This is a genomic window from Streptomyces sp. NBC_00076, from assembly GCF_045041235.1.
In the GTDB taxonomy this organism is placed as follows: domain Bacteria; phylum Actinomycetota; class Actinomycetes; order Streptomycetales; family Streptomycetaceae; genus Streptomyces.
Window position 1 is genome coordinate 10,673,130 of sequence record NZ_CP108242.1, and the last position, 23,109, is coordinate 10,696,238.

17 protein-coding genes and 2 pseudogenes are annotated in these 23,109 nt (G+C 69.0%); 8 read left to right on the plus strand and 11 right to left on the minus strand.

What is annotated here, in order from left to right; genetic code table 11:
* The first annotated feature begins 30 nt into the window (after positions 1 to 30).
* Positions 31 to 630: a GNAT family N-acetyltransferase gene (locus OHA64_RS47770; protein WP_405623627.1), complete on the plus strand. Its 600-nt coding sequence runs from the start codon at positions 31 to 33 to the stop codon at positions 628 to 630.
* Positions 631 to 972: 342 nt separating this feature from the next.
* Here the strand turns inward: OHA64_RS47770 and OHA64_RS47775 are convergent, their stop codons facing one another.
* Together OHA64_RS47775 and OHA64_RS47780 are read right to left on the minus strand one after the other, a co-directional pair.
* The gene (locus OHA64_RS47775) at positions 973 to 2,064 is read right to left on the minus strand and encodes an MFS transporter (RefSeq protein WP_405623628.1); all 1,092 of its coding nucleotides are present in this window, start codon (positions 2,062 to 2,064) and stop codon (positions 973 to 975) included.
* A 288-nt stretch (positions 2,065 to 2,352) separates the two neighbouring features.
* Positions 2,353 to 2,943, minus strand: coding sequence for an alkaline phosphatase family protein (locus tag OHA64_RS47780; protein ID WP_405623629.1), 591 nt, complete (start codon positions 2,941 to 2,943; stop codon positions 2,353 to 2,355).
* Between the two features lie 159 nt (positions 2,944 to 3,102).
* Here OHA64_RS47780 and OHA64_RS47785 point away from each other — a divergent pair, with 159 nt between their 5' ends.
* A complete protein-coding gene (locus tag OHA64_RS47785; protein WP_405623630.1) occupies positions 3,103 to 4,164 on the plus strand; it encodes an alkaline phosphatase family protein in 1,062 nt (353 codons plus the stop codon).
* 227 nt (positions 4,165 to 4,391) lie between these two features.
* Here the strand turns inward: OHA64_RS47785 and OHA64_RS47790 are convergent, their stop codons facing one another.
* The gene (locus tag OHA64_RS47790; RefSeq protein WP_405623631.1) at positions 4,392 to 4,940 is read right to left on the minus strand and encodes a helix-turn-helix domain-containing protein; all 549 of its coding nucleotides are present in this window, start codon (positions 4,938 to 4,940) and stop codon (positions 4,392 to 4,394) included.
* Between the two features lie 53 nt (positions 4,941 to 4,993).
* On the opposite strand from OHA64_RS47790, the gene OHA64_RS47795 reads away from it, so the two are divergent.
* Complete coding sequence (locus OHA64_RS47795) at positions 4,994 to 6,301, plus strand: hypothetical protein (RefSeq protein ID WP_405623632.1); 1,308 nt, start codon at positions 4,994 to 4,996, stop codon at positions 6,299 to 6,301.
* Between the two features lie 419 nt (positions 6,302 to 6,720).
* The gene (locus OHA64_RS47800) at positions 6,721 to 7,215 is read left to right on the plus strand and encodes a hypothetical protein (RefSeq protein ID WP_405624418.1); all 495 of its coding nucleotides are present in this window, start codon (positions 6,721 to 6,723) and stop codon (positions 7,213 to 7,215) included.
* A 475-nt stretch (positions 7,216 to 7,690) separates the two neighbouring features.
* Here OHA64_RS47800 and OHA64_RS47805 read toward each other — a convergent pair whose 3' ends face one another.
* Both OHA64_RS47805 and OHA64_RS47810 read right to left on the minus strand, forming a co-directional pair.
* Complete coding sequence (locus OHA64_RS47805) at positions 7,691 to 8,464, minus strand: class I SAM-dependent methyltransferase (protein WP_405623634.1); 774 nt, start codon at positions 8,462 to 8,464, stop codon at positions 7,691 to 7,693.
* A gap of 506 nt (positions 8,465 to 8,970) precedes the next feature.
* A complete protein-coding gene (locus OHA64_RS47810) occupies positions 8,971 to 9,594 on the minus strand; it encodes a TetR/AcrR family transcriptional regulator (RefSeq protein WP_405623635.1) in 624 nt (207 codons plus the stop codon).
* A 71-nt stretch (positions 9,595 to 9,665) separates the two neighbouring features.
* On the opposite strand from OHA64_RS47810, the gene OHA64_RS47815 reads away from it, so the two are divergent.
* The 4 genes and pseudogenes from OHA64_RS47815 to OHA64_RS47830 form a co-directional block, all read left to right on the plus strand.
* Complete coding sequence (locus OHA64_RS47815) at positions 9,666 to 10,088, plus strand: hypothetical protein (RefSeq protein WP_405623636.1); 423 nt, start codon at positions 9,666 to 9,668, stop codon at positions 10,086 to 10,088.
* A gap of 604 nt (positions 10,089 to 10,692) precedes the next feature.
* Positions 10,693 to 10,842: pseudogene (locus tag OHA64_RS47820) on the plus strand (IS5/IS1182 family transposase); the annotation flags it as partial.
* Positions 10,843 to 11,236: 394 nt separating this feature from the next.
* Positions 11,237 to 13,906 (plus strand): discoidin domain-containing protein, encoded by a 2,670-nt coding sequence (locus OHA64_RS47825; protein WP_405623637.1) that lies wholly within the window; start codon positions 11,237 to 11,239, stop codon positions 13,904 to 13,906.
* Positions 13,907 to 13,974: 68 nt separating this feature from the next.
* Positions 13,975 to 14,184: pseudogene (locus OHA64_RS47830) on the plus strand (DUF1949 domain-containing protein); the annotation flags it as partial.
* A 134-nt stretch (positions 14,185 to 14,318) separates the two neighbouring features.
* On the opposite strand, the gene OHA64_RS47835 reads toward OHA64_RS47830, so the two are convergent.
* The 6 genes from OHA64_RS47835 to hpaE all read right to left on the minus strand — a co-directional run bounded on the left by OHA64_RS47835 (position 14,319) and on the right by hpaE (position 23,105).
* Positions 14,319 to 15,794: a carboxylesterase/lipase family protein gene (locus OHA64_RS47835; RefSeq protein WP_405623638.1), complete on the minus strand. Its 1,476-nt coding sequence runs from the start codon at positions 15,792 to 15,794 to the stop codon at positions 14,319 to 14,321.
* 232 nt (positions 15,795 to 16,026) lie between these two features.
* Complete coding sequence (locus tag OHA64_RS47840; RefSeq protein WP_405623639.1) at positions 16,027 to 17,463, minus strand: aldehyde dehydrogenase family protein; 1,437 nt, start codon at positions 17,461 to 17,463, stop codon at positions 16,027 to 16,029.
* Positions 17,460 to 18,992 (minus strand): GMC family oxidoreductase, encoded by a 1,533-nt coding sequence (locus OHA64_RS47845; protein WP_405623641.1) that lies wholly within the window; start codon positions 18,990 to 18,992, stop codon positions 17,460 to 17,462. The genes OHA64_RS47840 and OHA64_RS47845 overlap by 4 nt, the downstream gene beginning before the upstream one ends.
* A gap of 501 nt (positions 18,993 to 19,493) precedes the next feature.
* Complete coding sequence (locus tag OHA64_RS47850; RefSeq protein WP_405623642.1) at positions 19,494 to 20,450, minus strand: helix-turn-helix domain-containing protein; 957 nt, start codon at positions 20,448 to 20,450, stop codon at positions 19,494 to 19,496.
* Positions 20,451 to 20,646: 196 nt separating this feature from the next.
* Positions 20,647 to 21,651: a 3,4-dihydroxyphenylacetate 2,3-dioxygenase gene (gene hpaD, locus OHA64_RS47855; protein WP_405623643.1), complete on the minus strand. Its 1,005-nt coding sequence runs from the start codon at positions 21,649 to 21,651 to the stop codon at positions 20,647 to 20,649.
* Positions 21,648 to 23,105 carry a 5-carboxymethyl-2-hydroxymuconate semialdehyde dehydrogenase gene (hpaE, locus tag OHA64_RS47860; RefSeq protein ID WP_405623644.1) on the minus strand — a complete coding sequence of 486 codons (1,458 nt, stop codon included), beginning with the start codon at positions 23,103 to 23,105 and terminating at the stop codon, positions 21,648 to 21,650. The genes hpaD and hpaE overlap by 4 nt, the downstream gene beginning before the upstream one ends.
* Positions 23,106 to 23,109 lie beyond the last annotated feature (4 nt).

The following is a 23,109-nucleotide window of genomic DNA, read 5'->3' on the forward strand; positions in this document are numbered from 1 at the left end:
GGGTTCGCGAGGCCGGAGGAGGCTGCCACGGTGACCCTGCTGCTGGAGGCGGCCGCTGACGATCTGGAGGCCGGCCATCTTGAAGCCCTTGGGCGCGGAGAGTGTGGGACGTGGCTGCTGGATGCTCTCGGGGGCGCCGATCTCGGGGACCTGCTTGTGAGGGTAGCAGCGGACGGGGAACTCCAGCGGGCGGCGGGCGAGTTGTCGCTGCCGCTGGTCGCGCGGGACAGCGACGGACAGGTCGCCGGCGCGCTGCTGGGGGTCCCCTCGGGCACGGTCGTCTCCGGGCTCGCCCGGCTGTCGGTCTCCAAGCAGCAGATCCTGATGTCGATGTTGTTGTACGCGAAGATCAAAGCGGTTGCCGTGTCCGAGGATGCCCGTGGTCGCGGAATCGGGGCCGCGTTGATTGCACGCTGTGTGCAGGTCTACTGGCAGCTGGACTACACGCTGCTGTTCGGCGAGTTCGACACCACGCGCGCCCTGGGCCCCTACTACACACGGCAAGGATTCAGCGTCCTGGAGCCCGGGCAGGGCATCGACGTCGGCACCTGGCTCGCCGAGGTCCCGCTTTATCTCGGTGCCGGACCGGGCCTGACCTTCTTCCACCGGTGGCGGACGCGAGACACGTGAGGCCTTGGCGGTTGCCCATCATGGCTAGGCATGCGACAACGGAACTCACTGATAGAGCCACGCAGGAGCTCGGCTGCACCGTCGCCGTCGACGCGTACCTGCGTCGTGAGACCGGCGCGTATGTCTGGTCAAGACCAGCAACCGGAGCAAGATGCCGCCGCTCTGGCTCGGCGTGGGCAGCGCGGTCGTCCTCAGCATGAGTGTGAATCGGTGCTGCAGTTCGGCTCTGCCCAGCTGACCTTCCAGACCAAGAAGTTGCTGGGCGGCCCTCTGTCCATAGTTGCGGCGGATGCGCCGTACCGCCCGGCATCTGAGGGCGGGTTGCCCGGCAGGTACTCGGGCCTACTTCGCCGCGCGCGGTGTGGGGGAGCGGACCGCCAGGGCGACCAGCGGCCCTGCGGCCAACAGGACGGCGAGGGCCGCGTAGCCGGCGGTGAGGGTCGACAGGGTGGCGGCACCGGCGACGAGCAGGGGGCCGCCGGCGTCGCCGAGTTCGCGGCCCAGCTCGGCTGATCCCATCGTCTGGCCCATGCGCTCCTCGGGGGTGGAGGCGGCGAGGGCGGCGAAGCCGAGCGGGGTGATCAGTCCAGTGCCGGTGCCGATGAGGGCGGCGCCCAGCAGGACGCCGGCCAGGCCGGGCAGCATGGCGGCCGCGAGTCCTGCGGCGGTGGTGAGCAGTCCGGTGAGCAGTCCGGTGCGGGTGGTCAGGCGTCCGGCGTCCAGGGCGCGGCCGGCCTGGGGCTGGACGATGGCTGCGGTGGCGGCGAGGACGGAGACGGCGGCGCCGGTGGCCACGGTGCCGAGTCCGGCCGCGGCTCCCGAGACGGGAAGGAAGCCCACGCCCACGGAGAGCGCGGCGGTGGCGGCGGCGAGAGCGGCGGTCGGGGCGAGGAAGGAGCGGTCGGTCAGGCGGCGGGCGAGGTCGGCGATGGTCTGCCGCTTGCGGGGCAGCGGCGGTACGGCGGGTACGGCGAGTGCGGCCCACACGGCGACGGCTGCCGCGCACATGGCCATCACGGTGAACAGCAGGCGCAGGCCGCCCGCCCAGACCAGAACGCCGCCGAGGAGGGGGCCGAGGGTGTAGCCGACGGACTTGTAGAAGCCGTAACTGCCGAACGCGCGGCCCCGCTTGGCCGCCGGGTTGAGGCGGGCGACCATGGCGGAGGCCGAGGGCGAGAAGGCGGAGGCAGCGGCGCCCTGGCCCAGTCGGGCCGCCCACAGCCAGCCGGGACTGTCCGCGACCGCGTACAGCGCGGAGGCGGCGGCGAAGGCGATCAGACCGCCCAGGACCAGCAGTGAGGTGACCGCGTCCTCGGAGAATCCGCCGAGGTTGGCGGCGATACCGTGTGCGCCGAAGGCGGTGGTGAACCCGGCCGCGTACAGCGGCCACATGGCCTGCTTCGGGGCGGCCGGAACTATGGGCTGATGGCTCATCACGCGTCCTCGTCGATCACAACATCAAGCTGCGCGATGTCGCCCAGAAGGTTCGCGCTGACCGTACCGATCCGGTCTGAGGAAGGCAGTGCCCCGGGGCGGGCAGGCGACGGGGGGTGCACCTTCCCTTTTACCCGGCCGGGGGCGGGCTATGTGCGGGTGCTGACGTAGCGCACGGCCGTCCCCCACTGTTCCAGCACTGGCGCCATGTACCACTGACACAGGGGACTGCCGCCGCTGCCGTACTTGTGGGTCTTGCGCTGGCACCTGGCACACAGGCCGACCCGGTCACCTGGGCAGGTCAGCGCGGACGGGTCCGGCTCGGAGACCGGGGGCGCGGGCATCGACATCTTCGCTGAACCAGTGGTCGAACACGCCGAAGGCGCGGGCCAGCCCGCTGAGGACCGGGATCTGATCGGGTGTGAACCCGGTCATCACCTGCGCGTACTCCTCGTAGGTGGGCTGGCGCCCGAGCTCGGCGGTCAGAGTGCTGACGTAGTCGGTGACGAACCCGTCCATCGAGGGCATGCGGCCGGGTTCGGGAGCGTTGTATGGGGCCGTGACCTCCTCGCCAACCTTGAAGCGGTTGTGCTCGTCGATGATGTTGAACAACTGGGTGTTGGCATGCCAATACTCCTCCCCGGTGTCGGGGTTGGGGCTGTCCATGTCCGTGGCCACCGTGTACGGCACGACCTCGCGGTCGGCCCCGTGCTCGGCCCACTCCGGGATCGGGTTCGTCAAATCCTTGCCGACCACGCCCTCGAACGCCTTGCCGTCCTGCGGCCCGTACAGCCGGCCGAGCATGTTGTCCAGCGATCGGTTCTCGAACACGACCACCACCACATGATCGAGCGCGTGGTCCCTGCTCCGACTCGCCATGTGTGACCTCTTCTCGACGGGGTCGGCTCTGCCTCCGCGACCACACTGCCGAGAGCACCCGAAAGACGGCCTAGGCCCACCCCTCCACCCCTGGGGACCCCTTCCTCACCGGGGGCCTGACCCACGCCTCCAGCGTGCCCCGGCCCAGGCACAACCGAAGTGCCCTCACAGACGTTCACCAACCGGTCGTTCTGGACTGCGGCGACCGCGTCGGGGTTCGTGGTGAACTCGCCGGTCAAGAACTGGGTGCTGCACAACGACGCCGAAACAATCTTCAACCGGCTGGAGCAGCACGGCCGGACGTGGAAGGTGTACGTCGCGGAGCCGGAACGCTTCGCCATCACCGGCCTGATCCACTACCCGCGGCTCAAGGACCGCTTCGAGACACATTTCCTGCCGTTCTCCCAGTTCGAGGCGGATGCAGCCGCCGGTCAGCTGCCGGATTTCTCGTTCATCGAGCCGTGCCTGGTGCTTGGGCACGGGGACTACCACCCGGCGGTCTCACGGGTCCTGGGGCACGGCGTCGTCCTTCCCGGCGTGGACCCGCCGTCGTCGGTCCTGGGCGGCGAGGCGTACCTGGCCCGGATCTACAACACCTACAAGGCGATGCGCTCACCGGACGGGTCCAACCTCTGGAACACCGCCCTGCTGATCGGCTGGGACGAGCCCGGCGGCACCTACGACCACGTCCCCCCGGGCCCGGTACCCATGCCGACCCCGTCCGCCCCCCTTGGCGAGCAGGGGTTTGCGTTCGACCGCTCCGGCTACCGGGTCCCGGCCGTCCTGGTCTCCCCCTGGGTGGCCGATGGCCAGGTGTTCAACGAGGAGCACCGCCACACCTCACTCATCGCGACCCTGCGCGAGCAGTGGGCGCTGGGCGAGCCGCTCACCGCACGCGACGCCGCCGCCCGCACCTTCTCGCACGCCTTCACCCTGGACAGCCCCCGCGACCCGGACACCTGGCCCCCGGCAGACCCCCTCCCTGTGCCCCAGTACATCGAGGACGCCCTCATCGTCGGCAAGAGCCTCTCCACCCTCGGCAAGGCCGCCTTCGAGGGCATCCGGGGATTCGCCGACCACCACGGCATCCAGATCACCGGACTGCCCGAGGACGTGAACGTCGAAATCCCCCCGGAACAGGCCCTGCAGATCATCCGCGACTTCCTCGCCATCCACTTCCCCCGCCTGGCCCCGTCGGCCCCGGCTATCCCGGAAACCTGACGAACCTCCCAAGCGGACCCGTCTCGGGCCGATCCCCGGGCGGTCAAATTTCAGTGGCAGGGAACTACCGGCCGTCAAAGTTCAGTGTCACCGGACACTGTGACCGGCACGTCGGCACCCTGTTGCGACAGATGTCCCGTCTCTGTCGACCTGGCCCTCGTTTCAAGCGATCTGGTCTGAGGCGCTCGTCATCTCGATGATCTGGTTCGCCGCGAGCGTGGTGTCGGCTACAACGGGTCTTGCTGGTCGGTCTGTTCGGCGGGGAACAGGATGGGGCTGAGGAGGTAGCGGGTGCGCTCCTGCGAGGCTTCGTTGGCGAGGAGGGGCGCGATCGCGGCTTGCATCGCGCCGATCAGTGCTACGAGCTCGTCCTTGCTCAGCCAGATCGCGTGCTGCCGGTAGCCGACGAGGTCGTCCACGGGATCGCTGTCTTCGCGCTCCAGGTAAGCGCCGAACTCCGCGACCAGGGCGGCCATGGCGGCAGCGAATGCCCGCTCGTGGTGCTCCGGAGTGAGTGCACGCGCGGTTTCCGTGTCGATGCCCGCGTGTTCCTGCCGTAGCCGGTAGCGGCGTTCTACGGCGCCCCGCACTCGCCGTTCGTCGGCGACTTCGAGGACGCCGCCCGCGGTGAGAAGGTCGACGTGCCGGTAGACGGTCGCCTTGGACACGTCCGGGATCAGAGCGCACAACTGCCCGGTGGTCAGGGCCCGCCCGCCGCGCAGTGCGTGGACCACGCGGAGACGGACGGGATGTGCCAGAAGTTCCAAGGTGTCCATCACTCCACTTTCTCACGCATGCTACCTTTCTCAAGTCTAAGAAAGGTGAGGGGATGCAGACTGCTGAGGAGACCGCCGCGTTGGTGGTCGAGTGGGCACGCGATGGCCGTTTCAGGGAGATCACTGCGCTGTTCGCCCCGCCCTTGCGTGCTGCGCTGACCGCCGAGGCACTCCAGGCGGTCTGGCTCGCCGAGACCGCGGGATCCGGTCCGGTGACGGACCTCGGCGAACCGTCGAGCGAGCCTCTGCCGCCGGACCTGATTCGTGTCAGCGTTCCTGTGGTCTGCGAGCGGGGACAGTTCACCGCCGTCATGTCGGTCGACAACGCCGGCCTGCTGAACGGGCTGCGCCTCGCGCCCCCTGCCTGCGAACCGTGGGCGGCACCCTCCTACGCGGATCCGGACACTTTCGCGGAGTACGACGTCACGGTCGGAGCGGGTGCCCTCGCAGTGGCCGGAACCGTTACCGTTCCGCGTGGCGAGGGCCCGTGGCCCGGTGTCGTGCTGCTCAGCGGCGGAGGTCCCTTCGACCGGGACGCGACCAGCGGACCCAACAAGCCCCTGAAGGACCTCGCCTGGGGTCTGGCCAGCCGCGGCATGGCGGTGCTACGCCACGACAAGGTGACCTTCACGCACGCGGCGGAGGTGGCTGCCGCAGACGACTTCACGATGACACGCGAGTACGTTCCCTATGCCGTTGCCGCCGTGCGCCTGCTCCAAAAGGAGCCGCGCGTCGATGCCGGCCTGGTCTTCGTCGCCGGGCACAGCATGGGTGGCAAGGTCGCCCCACGGGTCGCCGAGGCTGAGCCGTCCGTCGCGGGCGTCGTGATCATGGCGGGTGACGCCGAGCCCATGCACCGCGCGGCTGTCCGGGTCGTGGGCCACCTCGCCGCCCTCGATCCCGGCCCGCACTCCGAGGCGGTCCTTGCGGAGATCACCCGTCAGGCCGCGACGGTCGAGACCGCCCTGTCACCCCGTACGCCCCGGGAAGACCTGCCCTTTGGTCTTCCTGCCTCGTACTGGCTGGACCTGCGCTCCTATGACCCGGTTGCCACCGCCGCCCGCCTGGACAAGCCGGTGCTGATCCTCCAGGGCGGCCGCGACTACCAGGTCACCGTCGAGGACGACTTGTCCCTCTGGCGCGAGGGGCTGACCGGGCGTCCGGACGTCACCATCCAGATCCACGAAGCCGACGACCACCTCTTCTTTCCTGGGACAGGACCGTCGACGCCCGCCGGGTACATGGCACCCCAGCACGTCGACGCGGCGGTCATCATGGACGTCGCCGCATGGGTTACATGCCGGCTTCAGCACGAACCCTGGAACCAAGGGGAAACGCCCCCGGCGAGCCAGATCACCTGAGACGGACACAGATATCCGCTCTCGCCGGACCAGATCACCTGAGATTTTCAATGCCTCCGCGTCTCACTTGGTCTGGTCGATCCAGGTCAGAGCCGGTCTCGGAGACCAGCCCCTTTGCGACGGGACACTTGCGTCCCGGTGGGCCATCTACCGATCCGTCTCGCTCTTTCCTGGCCGCTGCCGTGCCCAGCTCCCTATGGTCGTCGTACGCGGTCAGCGCCCGGGTGGGGGTGGCTGGTGGAAGTTGAGGATTTCTCGCTGGAGTACGTCGACGGTCGTGGTGAGCTGCACAGCGGGCTGTTTGAGGCGATGTGGTCGACGCGTTTCAAGGCTGCCGGGCAGGTGCGGACGTTCCCGCGTCGTACCGGGGGCAGCGCAATTTTCCCGGCTGGTACTGGGCTGCTACCAATGGCGAGTTGGTGGGCTTCGAGTCGTGGTTGGAGCTCGGTCATCTGATGTGGCTGGACTCCGAGCCGGACGTGGTGGCCTTCGCGTCACAGCCGTTCCGGCTCCCACGGCGGCTTGGTGACCAGGCTCGGCGGGTCAGTCATACGCCGGACTACTTCGTGCGCCGTCGGGACGGCACCGCCGCGGTGCTGGATGTGGCTGGACTCCCGTCTGGATCCGGTCGTCCGGCTCAGCGTCCTCAGCGGACAGCCCCGGGCCTCGATCCAGTACGCGATCCCCCGCTGGGAGCGACAGGCGTGGCACTTCCCGCAGGCCCCTTTGCCGCAACTCCCCGATGGGCGTGCCGGCGCTGTGTCGCCCGCAGGACCGGCGCCCCCGGTCAAGGCGTCATGGTCGGGATGTCGAAACACCGACCAGGTCTGCATCCCGCATCGCCTCTGGATTGGCCGGGCCGCCGAAGCCCCCCGCCAACCAGTTCGACCTTGCCGATCTACCGGAGATCGTAGCCGCCCAGAAGCACCACTACCGGCCCCTTCGCCGCTACGGCCCCGACGTGATCAACGCGTGCTACGGACAGACCTCCCGCTTCTGGACCACCCTCCTCCAGCACGGCTACCGGATCAGCGACCTCACACAGCGGCTCGCCCGGCTCCAGCCCCGCGCGGCCCGCACCGTCCGTCCGTCCGTGGGATCCCAAGCGCTACGCGGCCATCTATCCCGAGATCGTCAAAGCCATGGTGTTCTACGCAGCTCCGCACTGGCGCAGCCTGGCACTCTCCGGCACTGAAGAGGACTTCCGGGCCTTCCACGTCGAATGCATCCGGCGGCTCCCCAACGAGAGTCCCTCCGCACCACCGCCAAGCCGTGGTTCATCCACCAACTCCGCATGATCGCGCACACCATCAAGGCAGCGACGGCACCCGACGCTGACAACTCGGGGCTCAGTTGATACTCCCGTTCCACCCACCGATTCGGCAGCGTTCAGGTTCTGGTAACCGGGACGAGGGTCAAGTACGTGATGCCAAGGATGTTGCGGTAGCCGTCAGCCCAGGACGACCGCTGGCGGTCGACTCGTTCGCGGGTCTCGGCGGCGAGTGGATGGTCCGGGTTCATGGCGAGCCAGACTTCTGTGTCGTGGCGGTAGCCGGACTCGAATTCCTCCCACTCCTCGCGGCTCGCCGACTCGATCCAGGCTGGCCGGAAGCCCGCCTCGACAGCGAGGTCGACGAGCGGTCCGAGCCGCAGGTGGTCGCCTGCGTGCGCTCCGGGCCACATGGCCGCGAGTTCCTCGTCCGTCGGGGCGCGATCCCAGAAGCCCTCGCCCAGGACGACACGTCCGCCAGGGCGGACCAAGCGGCGCAGCTCGTGCAGTACGACGCTGGGATCGTACGGCTGCTCGGGGTCGCACAGCGCCTGACCAGCCCCCAGGCAGAGCACCGCGTCCACGGGCCCGCGTGCCGTGCCAAGGGCCGACTCCTCGCTGAATTCGACCCGTCCGGCCAGTCCGCGCCCCTTCGCAAGGTCCCTGCCTCTGGCCAGATCCTCGGCGTTGGTGTCGAGGCCCACGCCTGTCGATCCCGGGATGGATTCCAGAACGCGGAGTAGCAGTTCGCCGCAGCCGCAGCCGATGTCGAGGATGGTGGAGGGCGAGACGGCGGCGAGACGCGCGACGATGCGCCCGGCGCGGGCTTCGGAGAGCGGTCCGTGGAAGGTCAGACTGCCGAGACGCGGGGGAAGATCGGAAGCGATTGCCATAGGGGGGAACATTAGTTCTCCCCTGAGTGGCGTGCCGAGCAATTTAGATCCGGCTCGACCAACCCGGACAGCTGGCCCCGCACCTCCAATGCCCGCCGCGGATTTACCCCGATCGGCCGCACCCGCAGCTTCACCCGCTCGCAAGCCGGCAGTCTGAACGCCGCGGTTTTCACCCCTTCAGACGGCCTGCTGCGCAGGGCGCCCCGGGGGCATCCTGCCCACGGAGCTCAAGTCTCAGATTGCGTGAGACGTCGGCCCTCGCCTCGTCTCACGCAATCTGAACCACCGCAGGTCACAGCATCGCGATGGCCCATCTTCATTGAGACGGGTCACTCGGTCTTTGTGAGGCATCTGGTTGTACGTCTCTGTCAATCTCGGGCATCAACTGGACTACCAGCCCCGCACCACCACAGGCCCCTGGATCCGCAGCAAGTTCAACTCACTCGTCGAGGCCACAGCCAAATATGTCACCACCTCGGATGGGGGCGGCTCTTCCGCGGTGACCATCACGAAGGGTCCGAGTCGTGATCGATGAGGGACACGTCGGACACCAGAGCGCGGGCAGTGTCGGCGAAGTATTCCTCGTCGGCAGCCGGAGCGAGGCCGAGGGGGACGCCCTGGCTGAGGCCGACGAACAGCGCCCTGAGTGCCGTGGTCATACGTTGTGCCTGCCGCGACGTCACGAAGCTTCCATTGTGCGATCTTCCAGTGAACAGCGCGATCAGGTGGTTCTCCTGCGATCGGATGGACGTGGCGAGCTGGGACCCCAGCTCTGGGTCATGCAGGGCCATATCCAGCAGGGTGATCTGGAGCGACAGCCGAGACAGCGCGTCGGGACCGTCACAACTACGCCGGTAGTACCGAGCGAAGGCGTCGACCGCTTCAAGCAGATCCAGTCCAGCGGGGACCGCCTGCTCAACCTCTTCGTAGTACGGCCGCAGGTAGTCGGCTACCAGGGCGACTACCAGGCCGTTCTTGCTCCCGAACAGCGAGTAGATGGCACCGGTGGTCAAATCGGCCCGTTCGGCGATCTCCTCAAGCTTGGCCCGATACCCGTCCCGGGAAACGACCTGGAACGCAGCATCCAGCAAGGCGCGGCGGTTGCGTTCCCTGGCCTCCGCTCTCGTCATTCTCATAATTTGATTATTGCAGTAATCTCGTTACGAAACCGGTCGAGACAAGCCTTCAAGGAGGAACGCTCATGGCCCAGGTCGCACCGCCGATGACGCGCAGGACGGCGGGGATCATCGCCGATGGCGTCTTCAAGGTGCTGCTCGCCGCTGTCTACATCGCCGGCGCTGCCCCGCTCGGCCGTCTGCTCGGCGTGTCCGCCTGGCTGATGGTTGTCTCCGGTCTGGCCCTGCTGATCGGTGGTGGGATCGAAATCCGATACGTGCGTAGACGACCGCTGCGCACCTACACGCGACTCATGGTCGCCTACGACAGCGGCTGGGTACTGACGGCCCTGGCCGGCCTTCTGATGGCGCGGCAGGGCAGCAGCGCCGGGGGCGAGGTATGGATCGGCTACCAGATAGCCGCCCCCGTCGCGTTCGCCGCACTACTGGCCGCCGCCACCCCCACGCAGGCGACCTCGAATGCTCGCACGGAGCACCCCGCCCGCTGACGATGCCGCCGAGTGAAAGGTCCTTCAGGTTCCCGGCCCAGCTGGTGCTCCAGAAGCCCTGCACCTCGGTTTGAGCGAGACAGTCGACCCACCCCCGTCTCGCTCAAACCGAGGAACCCCAGGTCACGAACTCACGCTTCCTCACCTTCAGCGAGACCGGACAGTTCGGTAGCCCGCCGATTTTCACGCCGTGAAAAATCACGGAAAGGTAATGCCCCGGTGTGGGGTGACGCTCCCACGATCGAGTGACACCAGGGCGATCCGCTCAGCGAGTTGGCTACGCTGCTCGTCAAACGGCAGCGGCAAGGCAGTGCTCCCTGAACGCCATCGGCCCACAGGCGTTCATCCACGGGCGGCGAAGGAGCTCAGCTTCAAACCGCCAACACTCCCCGCGCTTGGGCTGAACGCCCTCGGCCTCCAGGACGGCGGCGATCTCCCACTGCAGGTCTCGTCACCGGCGGGTTCGCTGTCGCGGACGCCGTCGCCGAGCCTCAACTCGGGCGCCTTGTCGACCGGTTCGGGCAGGCACCCGGAGACCGTCCGGTGATTGCTTGCGAACAGCAGCAACCAGGCCCCCACACTTCGGAAGCGGTAGCGAGACAAGGCACTGGCCGCAGTGCGCGCCCCGGTCGAGCACGGCTTCGCACACCTGAAGAACTGGCGCGTCCTGGGAAAGGTCCGCACGGATCCGAGGTGGGCGACCGCGCTGGTGCGGGCCCTGCTGGTCCTCACGGACAAGGAAGTTGCCCGATGACCGACGATCTTGTCGCTGGACTCCCGCCCTGGGCCTGGCCGAGCACCCCGACGTCTACGCACACCAGCCCGCCCGATCTGCACTTTTCACGATGCACACTGCTCACTGTGCCCGCACGGCAGTCAGCAGCGGTCGCACCTCTTGACCCCCGTTGCGCCATGCGCCTACGCTCCGGCTGCAAACATCGGATGCCTTCGCGAAGTTGGAAGGCTCGATTCATGTTCCAAGTCGTCTACCAGTCCTACCCGTCACCGCAGCGACATTGGCTTGACGCATCATCCTAACTGTGAAAACAGCTTGGCTGACGTGCTCTGGCCAGGACAGGCGCTCATTCCACAGCTGGCTACTGGTCGCCAGCCGGATGCTCGGAGATCCGATGACTAGATTCGTTCGTTTGACCTCCGGCTTTACCGCAGCCCTGTTCGTCGGCGCTCTCGGCACCGCGGCCTCCTCCTCCGCGGCGCCGACGCCGCCCCCTGTGCTGCTCCGCGCGGCACCGGACGGATCCGGATCGGAGTGCACCCAGTCGCGGCCGTGCTCCGTGCTCGGCGCACAGCAACGTGAGCGGCAGGTGCTGGCCGGCGACGAGGGCACGCGCGGAGACGTCGTCGTCATGCTGTCCGACGGCACGTACCGGCTCACCGCGCCACTGCGGTTCGGGCCGGCCGACTCCGGCCGGAACGGACATCGGGTGACCTGGACCTCCGCACCCGGCGCTCGTCCCGTGCTGAACGGCGCGACACGTGTGAGGGGTTGGCGGCTGACCGATCCGGCGAAGAATGTCTGGTCCGCTCCGGTACCCGGGGGCCTCGCCACACGGCAGATCTATGTCGACGGCAAGCAGGCGCCGATCGCGCAGACCACTCCGGATGAGCAGGGCGTCACCTTCGCGGCCGCCGACGGCGGTTACACCACTTCGCCGGACTGGGCCGCCGCACTGCGGGACCGTATCGGTGCCGCCGCGATGTCGCGGGTGGAGTTCGCCTACACAGGGAAGAACGGGGACTGGACCGAGTCGCGCTGCCGCGTCGATTCGGTGAGCGGAACCACCGTGCTGATGCAGCAGCCCTGCTGGCGCAACATCACCAGCCGCCCGGTGTTCACCCAGGCATCCGGAGGCCTGCCCAACATGAAACCGGGCACCGCGCCGACCCGGATGGAGAACGCCTACCCGTTCCTGCACACCGGGCAGTGGTATCTCGACCAGAAGCGGCATGTGCTGAACTACGTTCCGCTGCCGGGGCAGGACGTGAACCGCCTCGACATCGAGGCGCCTCGGCTGACCTCGCTGGTCACTGGTGCCGGCACGCTCGACCAGCCGGTGCACGACATCACCTTCAGGGGGCTGCGGTTCGCGTACGCGACATGGAACGAGCCGAGTTCGGCCGCCGGGTTCGCCGACGTGCAGGACAATCTGCGGCTCACCGGCGACGACCCCACCCACCCGCAGGGGACGTGCACGTTCGGAGCCCCGCCGGGCACCTGCCCGTTCGGCTCGTTGACCCGTCAGCCGGGCAATGTGCAGTGGCGTGCCGCGCAGGACGTGACCTTCGAACGGAACACGTTCACCGGCCTGGGCGCGGCAGGGCTGGTCTTCGAGTACGGCAGTCGGCACAACACGATTCAGGGCAACGTGTTCAGCGGTATAGCCGGCAACGGCGTGATCCTCGGCGACACCACCGACCCGCACCCGTCCGACGTGGGCGCCGACGACCGGGAGATCAACGCCTACAACACGATCGACAACAACCTGATCGAGCGCATCGGCACCGACTACCCGAGCGCGGCGGCCATCACGCTGTTCTTCACGCAGCACACCTCGGTGACGCACAACGACATCCGGGACGTGCCGTACACCGGGATCAGTGCGGGTGTCATCCAGGGGCACGTCGACAACGTCGACCACCCCGACAACACATCGAACGTCAACAGCGACAACATGATCAGCGCCAACCTGATCCACGGCTTCATGCAGGTGCTCAGCGACGGTGGTGCCATCTACGCCGAGGGCCACCAGGGCCAGACCGTCCTCGCCGCCGACGGCTCCGTCGACCGCACCGCAAGCATCGCGCACGGACTGCACGCAGTCGGCAACGTCGCCTACGACCAGGGCAACGTCAACTACACCTGGTACGACGACGCGGGAGCGCAGTGGATCAACTGGGATGGCAATGTCGAATGGAACGGCAAGCTGTCACAGGGCGGCTGCCAGACCACCGGACACTTCGACGTGACGGGCAACTACTCCGCGCAGCCCATCGGCCAGTACCACTGCACGCCGCCCGGCGGCACCGACGTCACCTACACGGACAACAAGGCCCTGCCCCTGCGGCCGACGGCGAGCGACCTGCCGTCGGGGACGGTACGTGACGCCGGCCTGCAGGACGGCTTCCGGGACCTCGCGACCGACCGGGCCCCACAGGTCAGCTACGCCCAGGCCGCAGGCGGAACGGTCTTCGTGGCCGGGGACGGGTTCACGTCCGGCACACGGGTGAGCTTCGCCGGAACGCCCCCCGCGACCGTGACGGTGCACTCGCCCGCCTTTCTGACCGCCACCGTGCCATCCGGCACGACGGTGACCTCGGTGACCGTCACGACCCCCGCCGGCACAGAGTCCCGCGCGGTGCCACCGCCCGATGTCGCACTGGGCAAACCCGCCGAGCAGTCGTCGACGGTCTCGTCCAACTACCCCGCGAGCTATGCCGTGGACGATGACCTGCGCGACTACGCGGGCACCAGGACCGAGGCGCAGCCGTGGTGGCAGGTCGACACGGGAGCCTCCTATCCGATCGACAAGATCGCGGTCCACAACCGGGCGGACTGCTGCGCCGACCGGCTCGCGGACTACTACATCTTCGTGTCGGACACCCCCTTCACATCCACCTCGCTCAACGACACTCTCGCTCAACCCGGAGTGTGGTGGACACACAGGGCCGAGCAGGCCGGTAGGCCGAGCACGATCGACGTGGGGCGCACCGGTCGATACGTCCGCGTCCAGCTCGCCGGGACCAACCAACTCGCACTCGCCGAGGTACAGGTCCTGACAGCGCCGCACAGCTACTGAAGTTGATCGGGTGATGTCGGACCATGCCTGACAGTTGAGGGGTGGTCCGGTAGGACCTTGCCGGTCCGGCCACGGTGACCGTCGACCACCAGCGCGCGGGCAAGGTGCAGAACGACCTGCGCTCGAGCGAGCGCGAGGTGCGGGACGTTCGGTACGGCGAGGCGGTGACGGAGATCGGGCTTCCGGACGCCGATGTCGAGGCGTTCCGGGCCTGGCTCGCGGACGTCACGGCTGTGACGGCCGGGTTCGAACTCGGGGTAGAGGCGTACGGGGACGCGCAACGACCCCGACTTGCGGGTGAGACGGTCCGTAACGGGCGTATGGCGGGCCTATCGTGACGGGATGATACGGGAAAGCCGTACACGCGGGTTCCCGGCTGTCCACCTTCGCCCAACCGAAGGGAGGGAGTCAGTCAGGGTTGTGGGGTGATCAGTGGAAGCGCGTTGAACACGTGGTCCTGCCAGAGGCGGCGTGAGGCTTCCTCCGGGTAGGTGGTGGTCATCGGCTCCGTGTCCAGGATGCGCGTCGGGCGGTGCTCGGTGTCGTAGGCGGGCCAGCCCGGATCGCCGGTGGTCGCGAAGGAGGTCCAGGCGGCGCGGACCAGACCGGAAAGGGCATCGGCCTCGTCGAGGTGCGCGGGGCCGATCAGTTCTCCGCCGAGGCCGCCGAACGTACCGAACACGAGCGGGATGTCCAGCGCGTGGCAGGCGCCCATGCCACCGCCGTTCGCCGGTGCGGCCCAGGTTAGTTCGTAGAGGTGGGCCCGGCCGCCTCCCGCCACCTGGGCTTCCGCGAGGTGCAGTGAGGGCATGCGGAAGAGCCAGTCGGACTGGACGAGCTCGAAGAGGCGCTCCGCCGGAGCATCGGGGAAGGCGGTGCGGTAGGCGTGCCCGGGGTCCGCGCCCGGCCCGAACGTATTCAGCGCTGCGGCCGCCAGTTCCTCGCCGACCTGACCGAGGAGCCCGCCCAGTGCCATGAACAACCGGTACTCGTCCCGGGTGTGCCCGATGATCAGCTCCACCTCGCGTGCGGCGCCGTCGGCGAGCGCCTGCCACGGATCGGTCGGCAGGACCTCGCCGTCGACCACGGGGGAGTAGGCCGTCGACGTGTGCGCGATCGGTCCCCAGCGGTCCGCGAACTGACTCATCCGGGCGCCGAGGGCAGCCCCCACCCCTGGGAGTCTGTGCGGATCCACCGCCGAGAGGTCGCTCACCGTGGGCCGTAGCCCGAGCTCACCCGCCAGGGCGGTGGCGATGTCGGTGGCCAGCTCGCCGGAGAAGAAGGTGCCGCACACGCTCTGTGCGATGGCCCGCCGGAACAGGCCTCGCGCGCTCGGCATCGCCAGCAGCGCGGCGACGGACCCGGCGCCGGCTGATTCGCCGAACACGGTGACCTGGCCGGGGTCGCCGCCGAAGGCGGTGATGTTCTCCCGCACCCACGTCAGGGCTGCGACCTGGTCGAGCAGTCCGCGGTTCGCCGGCGCCCCCTCGATGCGGGCGAACCCCTCCATGCCGACTCGGTGGTTGAAGGTCACCACGACGAGATTCCCGTCACGGGCCAGCCGGCTGGGATCGTAGGCGGGGTCGTCGACGGAACCGAACTTGTAGGCCCCGCCGTAGATCCACACCATCACCGGGCGCCTCTTCGCCGGGTCCGGATCCGGTGTCCAGACATTGACCGTGAGCCAGTCCTCTCCTCCGGGCGTGGAAACGGGTATGGCAGGGCTCAACGGTTCCTGCGGTGGCGGGGGACCGAACACGAACGACTCGCGCGTGCCCTCCCATCGACGCACCGGCTGCGGCGCGGCGAAACGCAAGCTCCCCACCGGGGGCTCGGCGAACGGGATGCCCCGGAAGACCGCGAGACCGTCCTCGTGGCGGCCGCGCACGACGCCCCCCCACGGTGGCGACGTCGGGAATCGGTTCTGTGGCCACGACACTCCTCATTGAGCTTTCCGACCGCCACGCGGTCGCTGTACGAAAACCAGGCGTCGGCTGCATGAACCTTCAGGCTCCTGGACGGCCGCGCGGGCGGACGGACAGGCGGAAAGGCCGCGCATGATCCTCAGGATCGTGCGGTCCGAACGCGCGGGGGCTGCCTGTCCGCGACAGACGGGCACCTCAGGCGAGCGAGGTCCACACGCTCTTGACCTCCGTGTACGCATCGATGGCTCCGCTGCCCATCTCCCGGCCCCAGCCGCTCGCCTTGAACCCGCCCCAGGGGGCGGAGGCGTCCACGGGGTTGGGCATGTTGATGAACACCGTGCCCGCGCGGATGGAGCCCGCCACGCGGTGCGCCGCGCCCACGTCGCGAGTCCATACGGCCGCCGCCAGGCCGTACTCGGTGTCGTTGGCGCGGGCGACGGCCTCGTCCTCGTCGTCGTACGGCAGGACGGACAGCACCGGGCCGAAGATCTCCTCGCGGGCGATGCGCATGTCGTCCTGCACACCCATGAACACGGTCGGCTGGTAGAAGAAGCCCGGCAGGTCGTCGACGGGGGCTCCGCCGGCGAGCAGTTGGGCGCCTTCCTCGACCCCGCTGCGGACCAGTGCGTGGACGTGGTCACGGTGTTCGCCGGTGACCAGGGGGCCGAGCTCAGTGTCGGGCGCGCTGCCCGCGCCGAGTCGCATCCCGCTGACGGCCTTGGCACAGCGCTCGGCGAACTCGTCGGCGAGGGAGCGGTGGACGAGGAACCTTGTGTAGGCGGCGCACACCTGGCCGCTGTTGAGGAGCGCGCCCTGAAGACAGCCCGCCACGGCCGCGTCCAGGTCGGCGCCGGGCAGGACCAGGCTCGGTGCCTTCCCGCCGAGTTCGAGCGAGACACGCTTGAGGTTGCCCGCGGAAGCCCGGACGATGTCCCTGCCGGTCTCGGTCGAACCGGTGAAGGAGACCTTGTCCACGCCGGGGTGCTCGACGAGGGCCCGGCCGGCCTCGGGACCACCGGTCAGCAGGTTGATGACGCCGTCCGGCACACCGGCCGCCCGGCACAGCTCGACGAGCCGCACCGTGGTCATCGGGGTCTGTTCCGCGGGTTTGACGATCACCGTGTTCCCGCAGGCGAGGGCCGGTGCGATCTTCCAACTCGCGATCATGAGCGGGAAGTTCCACGGGGTGATCAGCGCGCACACTCCCACCGGCTCGCGCTTGGTGTACTGCAGCACGCCGGGGAAGGACAGCGGCGCCGTCTCGCCGTAGATCTTGGTGACCCAGCCGGCGTAGTAGCGGAAGTGCTCGGCAGCCGCGGCGACGCTGACCGCCATGGAGATGCCGAGCGGCTGGCCCTGGTCGCGGGTCTCCAACTCGGCCAGTTCCTCGGCGTGTTCCTCGATGAGGTCGCCGATGTGCCACAGGATCCGGGCGCGCCGGGCCGGGGTGAGTCCCGCCCACTCCGGGTTCTCGAGGGCGGCGCGGGCGGCCCGTACCGCCGCGTCGGCGTCCGCGGTCCCCGCCAGGGACACCTGGGCGTGGGGCTGCCCCGTCGCCGGGTCCAGGGTCTCGAACTCCGCGCCGGAGGCCGCGGCCTGCCACTCGCCACCGATGAAAAGGGTATTGGTCACAGCTGTGCTCCCAGGATGAGGTCGGCGCAGCGCTCGCCGATCATGACGGCAGGTGCGTGGGTGTTGCCGGAGGTGACGGAGGGCATGACGGAGGCGTCCGCGACGCGCAGCCCGGCCACGCCGTGGACGCGCAGCTGCGGATCGACGACCGCCATACCGTCGATGCCCATACGGCAGGTGCCCACCTGGTGGTGATAGCTGAGGAGGGTCCGCTTGATGTACGCGGCGACCTCCGCGTCCGTACGCACGTACGGTCCGGGCGCGACCTCGCGGGCCCGCCAGTCGCCCAGCGACTTCTCCTCGCCGATCTCCCGCACCTGCTGCACGGCCCGCACCATGGACGCGAGGTCCGAGGGCTCGGAGAAGTAGCCGGGGTCCAGGGCGGGAGCCTGGGTGGGGTCGGCCGAGCGCAGCCACAGGCGGCCCCGGCTGAGCGGACGGATCGTCCCGGCGAGGACCGAGAAGCCGTGGCCCTCTTCCGGAACGTCCATGTCGGGCACCGGCAGTGGCAGGTGGGACATCAGCGGCTGCAGGTCCGGCACGGCCAGCGCCGGGTCGGACTTGGCGAAGTAGTGGGCCTCCAGTTTGTTGGCCGTACCCTGCGGCACCGGCCGTGCCGACTCCCACACCACCGGAGCGAGGGTGTGGTCGTGCAGGTTCGCACCCACCCCCGGCAGGTCCGCGGTCGCCCCGATCCCGAGGGCCCGCAGCTCGTCCGCCGGCCCGACACCGCTGAGCAGGAGCAGCTGGGCCGATCCGATGGTGCCGCCGGACAGGATCACGTCGCCTTCGCAGCGGATCTCCGTCGTACGGCCATCGCGCAGCAGTTCGACGCCCCGCGCCCGGCCACCGTCCACCAGGACTCGCGTGACCGCGGCGCCGGTCATCACCGTCAGCAGCGCACTGTCGAGCACCGGCTGCATGAAGGCGGTCCACGCGCTGACCCGCTTGCCGTCGCGGATGTTGCGGTGCAGCAGGTTCACGCCGAGCTGGTCCTGGCCGTTGCAGTCGTCGTTGTACGCGATCCCGTAGTCCTGGCAGGCCTCGATGAAGGCGGTGGTGACCGGGTTGGGGGAGTGGTTCCGGCTGACCGGCAGCGGGCCGCCGGCCCCGTGGTAGTACGACGCGCCGTCCTCGAAGTCCTCCGAGCGTTTGAAGTACGGCAGCACCTCGTCGTACGACCAGCCCGCGGCTCCCTGGTAGGCCCAGCTGTCGTAGTCGGCCCGGTTGCCGCGGACGTAGATCATGCCGTTCAGGGCGCTGGAGCCGCCGAGGACCTTGCCGCGCGGCCAGAACACCTGGGTGCCGGAGGCGTGCCGTTGGCGTTCGGTGGTGTACGCGTGGTCCTGCGGGGAGTTCCACAGCTCCCACAGCCGCCCCGGGGCATGGATGGCCGGGTTGTCGTCCCGGTCACCCACCTCGATCAGCAGGACGGTCCGGCCGGCGTCCACGAGTCTGCGGGTGAGGGCACAGCCGCCGGAGCCGGCGCCCACCACGATGTGGTCGTAAACGGTGTGTGTTGCTCGCATGACGGGAGGGTCACAGGCGGACGGGCTGTCGGCTTGTGCCGTCGTGCACGGACTGTTGCGGAGGCGGGCACGAACGGCTGTGCACGGGCGGACGGACCGGCCCTGTGGCCGGGCGCGCGTTGCCCCCGCAGGCCTGTGGGTGACCTGGCAGCCGCGGTGGGTGACCGGGCCGGACCGCGCGGGCGAACGGCTGGTCCGGGGCAGCACGCGACGGGCCTGGACCACCGAGGTGGTCCAGGCCCGTCGCGTGAGTCGCAGAAAGAAGGGCGGGGCACGGCCCGTGAGGAGTGTGCGGCTCTCTCTCACTACCGGAGGGTGCACCTCGGCGGCCCACTCCGGCTTGCGTGATGGTGCACCGGCCCTTGCCGGGGCGGGCACGATCGGCGGATCCGCCGTGTTCGCGACGTATGAGGACAGGCAGCGAGAGGAAGCAGCGAGAGGGCAGCGAAACCGTGACCGCCGCTGAGCGCTCGCTGCGCGCCCAGCGCCGTGCGTCGCTCGCTAAGCGCCCAGCGCCGTGCGCCCGGCCCCGCGTGCCTCCGACGGGCTCATGCCATAGGCGCTCTTGAAGGCGTGGCTGAAGTGGGCGGGGTCGGGAAAGCCCCAGCGACTTCCGACGGTGGCGACGGGCATATGGGCGAGCGCGGGGTCCGCGAGGTCGCGCAGGCACTCGGCGAGGCGACGCTCACGGAGCCAGCCCGAGACCGTGTATCCCCGCTCGGCCAGCAGCTTGTAGAGGAAGCGCCGCGAGATGTGGTGGGCGGCCGCGATCCGGTCGGGGCCGAGCCCCGGGTCGGAGAGCCGCTGTTCCATGTACGTGAGGATCCGCCGGGCCAGCAGCTCCCGCCCGTCGTCCTGTCGCGGCACGTGCACGGCGCACCGGTCCGAGAGCATCGCGCCGACCAGGTCGATCACGCTGTCCGCGAGCCGCGGCTGGCCGAGAGCGTCCAGTTGCCGCACCTGCCCGGCCAGTCCGCAAAGGAACGGGTGCACCACGGGCCCCAGTCCATCGCTGCACGACACGGTGGTGGCGATCATGCGGGTCAGGTCGCGCTCGGGCAGCCGGAGCAAAACCCGCGGGAACATCAGCACGAGTGTGCGGTACGGCTGGTCGAAGTCGAGAGTGTACGGGTGCCGGGTGTCGTAGATGGCCAGCTCGCCCGGCTTGAGCAGGGCCTGGCGGTCCGCCTGGGTCAGCATGCACTGCCCGGCCAGCTGGAGACTCACCTTGACGAAATCGGCCGGGTCGGAGGCGATGTGCCTACGGGTGTGGGCGACGCCGTGCGGATCCGCGGCCACCACGGACACCTGCACCGCGCCGAGCTGGGCGGTGTGCAGGGAGGCGCGGAAGTCGGGAACCTCGCGCGGCAGCGCTTCAAGCGGCACGAAACTCTGGCCGACCACTTCCCGCCAGAACTCGAAGCGTCCTGCGGAGGTGTCGTCCGACGGAGTCGTCATCGAGGGCATTGGTCTCCTCTGCGGGCCCTTCGGCAAGTCGGCCGGTAGGCGTGCCGCCGGATAGTAACTGCCGTATCCGGTTTTTACAAAGTGTGATGAATGGGATGTGCGAGAAGATTTCTTGTCTGTCGAGGGCGCGGCGAGGGGGTCCCGGAAGGGCGCGAAGCACCTCCGGGTCCCCCCACCGCCCGGAGCGTCAGCCGAGGCCGTCCGCACCCACCTGAACCGCGGCCTCGTCGAGGACGGTGTCGGTCACGGGTTGCGGGTGTCCGTCCAGGTCGAGGACGGGGGCGGCCTCCTTGTACCAGGACTCGATGACGGCGTTGCCCCAGAAGTCGCGGCGGCGGTCGTCGCGCACGTTCCAGCGGTACGTCTCGTGGTCCGGGTCACCGGTGTAGTAGTCCGAGGTGTAGATCTCCACGCGGTGGCCGTCGGGGTCCCTCAGGTAGAGGTAGAAGGCGTTGGAGACACCGTGCCGGCCGGGGCCTCGTTCGATGTGGTGCTCTTTGTGCAGCGAGCCGAAGATGTCGGCCGCGCGCAGTACCTGGTGGGACTCGTGGGTGGCCACCCCGACGTGGTGCAGGCGCGGCCCGGCACCCCCCGTGAAGGCGACGTCGTGGACGGTCTGCTTGCGGTACATCCAGGCCGCGTACAGCTCGTGCTCGTCACCCTCGATCGTTTCCGAGCAGCCGAAGCCGAGGGACTGGTAGTGGGCGTAGGCGGCCGGGATGTCGGGGGTGCAGATGTTGAAGTGGTCCAGGCGGGCGATCTCGGCGCCGTGGCGGATGTCGTAGCGCTGGATGAGGCGCTCGGCGCGGGCGATCTCGTGGAAGAACTCCACGGGGAAGCCGAGCGGATCGATGACGCGGACCGCGTCGCCGACACCGTACGTTCCCTCGCCCTTCTTCAGCCGCTTGACCGGGCAGCCGAGTCCGGCGAAGAACTTCTCCGCCTTGTCGACGTCCTCGGGGGTGCGGACGCGATAGGAGATGTGGTCGAGGGCCGCCAGGTCGCCCTTGCGCAGCACCAACGAGTGGTGGGTGAGTTCGTCCGTGCCGCGCAGGTACAGCGACCCGGCGTCCTCGTACTGCACGTAGAAGCCGAGCATGTCGACCCAGAACCAGCGGGCGGCACCGAGGTCGGTGACGGCGAGCTGGGCGTAGGCGGACCGGACGACGTCGGGGGCGTTCGAGGTGGTCATGATGCGGCTCCGAAGCGGGGGGTGTGCACCTCGGCGAGGGCGACGTGGACGATCTTCGATTCGGTGTAGAAGTCGATGGAGTGCGCGCCGCCCTCGCGGCCGACGCCGGAGGCCTTGACCCCGCCGAAAGGCGTGCGCAGATCCCGGACGTTGTGGGAGTTGATCCAGACCATGCCGGATTCGACGGCGTGCGCGATGCGGTGGCCGCGCTTGAGGTCCGAGGTCCAGACGTAGGCGGCCAGACCGAACTGCGTGGCGTTCGCGAGTTCCACGGCCTCGGTCTCGTCGTCGAAGGGAGCGACGGCCACGACCGGGCCGAAGATCTCCTCCTGGAAGATACGGGCGTCGCGTTCCACGTCGGCGAAGACGGTGGGCTGGAGGTAGTTGCCGTCGGCGAGGTGGTCGGGGCGGCTGCCACCGGCGACCAGACGGCCCTCCTTCCTGCCGATCTCCACGTAGTTCAGGACGCGCTCGTAGTGCTCTGGGTGTACCAGTGCGCCGACCTCGGTGGCCGGGTCGGAAGGCAGCCCGACGCGTACGTTCGCGGCCCGCTCCGCCAGTCGCCGGGTGAACTCCTCGTACAGCGGGCGCTCGACGAGTACGCGTGAACCTGCCGTGCAGCGCTCCCCGTTGAGGGAGAACACGCCGAAGACCACCGAGTCCAGCGCGGCCTCCAGGTCGGCGTCGGCGAAGACGACGACCGGGGACTTGCCGCCCAGCTCCATCGACACCGTCTTCAGGTGCTCGGCGGAGGACCGGATGATGTGCCGGCCCGTGTCGGAGGAGCCGGTGAAAGAGATCAGCGGCACGTCCGGGTGGTCGACGAGGGCCTGTCCGGCTTCCTCGCCGATGCCGTGGACGATGTTCACCACCCCGGCGGGCACGCCTGCCTCTTCGAAGATCTCCGGCCACAGCGATGCGGAGAGGGGGGTCCACTCGGCCGGCTTGAGGATCAGCGTGCAGCCGGACGCCAGCGCGGGTGCCAGCTTCCAGCTCTCCAGCATGAACGGGGTGTTCCAGGGAGTGATCAGCCCGGCGATCCCCACCGGTGTGCGCACCACATAGCTGAACTGGTCGTCGCCCTGCCGGAAGGCCTCCTCGCCGAGGGCCACGATGACGTCCGCGAAGTAGCGGAAGTTCTCCGCCGCCCGGCGGGCCTGGCCGCGCGCCTGCGTGATCGGCAGCCCGGAGTCGTACGACTCGAAGGCGGCGAGCCGGTCATGACGGGCCTCGACGGCGTCGGCGATCCGGTACAGGACACCCGCGCGTGACCGGTTGGACAGCCCGGCCCACGCCGGGAACGCGACCCGGGCGGCCGTCACCGCCCTCTCCACGTCGGCCGCGGAGCCACGCGCGGCCTGTGCGTAGGCCGTGTTGGAGACCGGGTCGGCGACGTCGAAGGTGCGTCCGTCTACGGCGTCCACCAGTTCGCCGCCGATCCAGTGCCGGATCACGGAG

Excerpts from the sequence above, each read along its gene's own strand:
- OHA64_RS47775 (WP_405623628.1), bottom strand. The coding sequence starts at position 2,064 with ATGAGCCATCAGCCCATAGTTCCGGCCGCCCCGAAGCAGGCCATGTGG.
- OHA64_RS47780 (WP_405623629.1), bottom strand. The coding sequence starts at position 2,943 with ATGGCGAGTCGGAGCAGGGACCACGCGCTCGATCATGTGGTGGTGGTC.
- OHA64_RS47790 (WP_405623631.1), bottom strand. The coding sequence starts at position 4,940 with ATGGACACCTTGGAACTTCTGGCACATCCCGTCCGTCTCCGCGTGGTC.
- OHA64_RS47795 (WP_405623632.1), top strand. The coding sequence starts at position 4,994 with ATGCAGACTGCTGAGGAGACCGCCGCGTTGGTGGTCGAGTGGGCACGC.
- OHA64_RS47805 (WP_405623634.1), bottom strand. The coding sequence starts at position 8,464 with ATGGCAATCGCTTCCGATCTTCCCCCGCGTCTCGGCAGTCTGACCTTC.
- OHA64_RS47810 (WP_405623635.1), bottom strand. The coding sequence starts at position 9,594 with ATGACGAGAGCGGAGGCCAGGGAACGCAACCGCCGCGCCTTGCTGGAT.
- OHA64_RS47815 (WP_405623636.1), top strand. The coding sequence starts at position 9,666 with ATGGCCCAGGTCGCACCGCCGATGACGCGCAGGACGGCGGGGATCATC.
- OHA64_RS47845 (WP_405623641.1), bottom strand. The coding sequence starts at position 18,992 with ATGCGAGCAACACACACCGTTTACGACCACATCGTGGTGGGCGCCGGC.
- OHA64_RS47850 (WP_405623642.1), bottom strand. The coding sequence starts at position 20,450 with ATGACGACTCCGTCGGACGACACCTCCGCAGGACGCTTCGAGTTCTGG.
- hpaD (WP_405623643.1), bottom strand. The coding sequence starts at position 21,651 with ATGACCACCTCGAACGCCCCCGACGTCGTCCGGTCCGCCTACGCCCAG.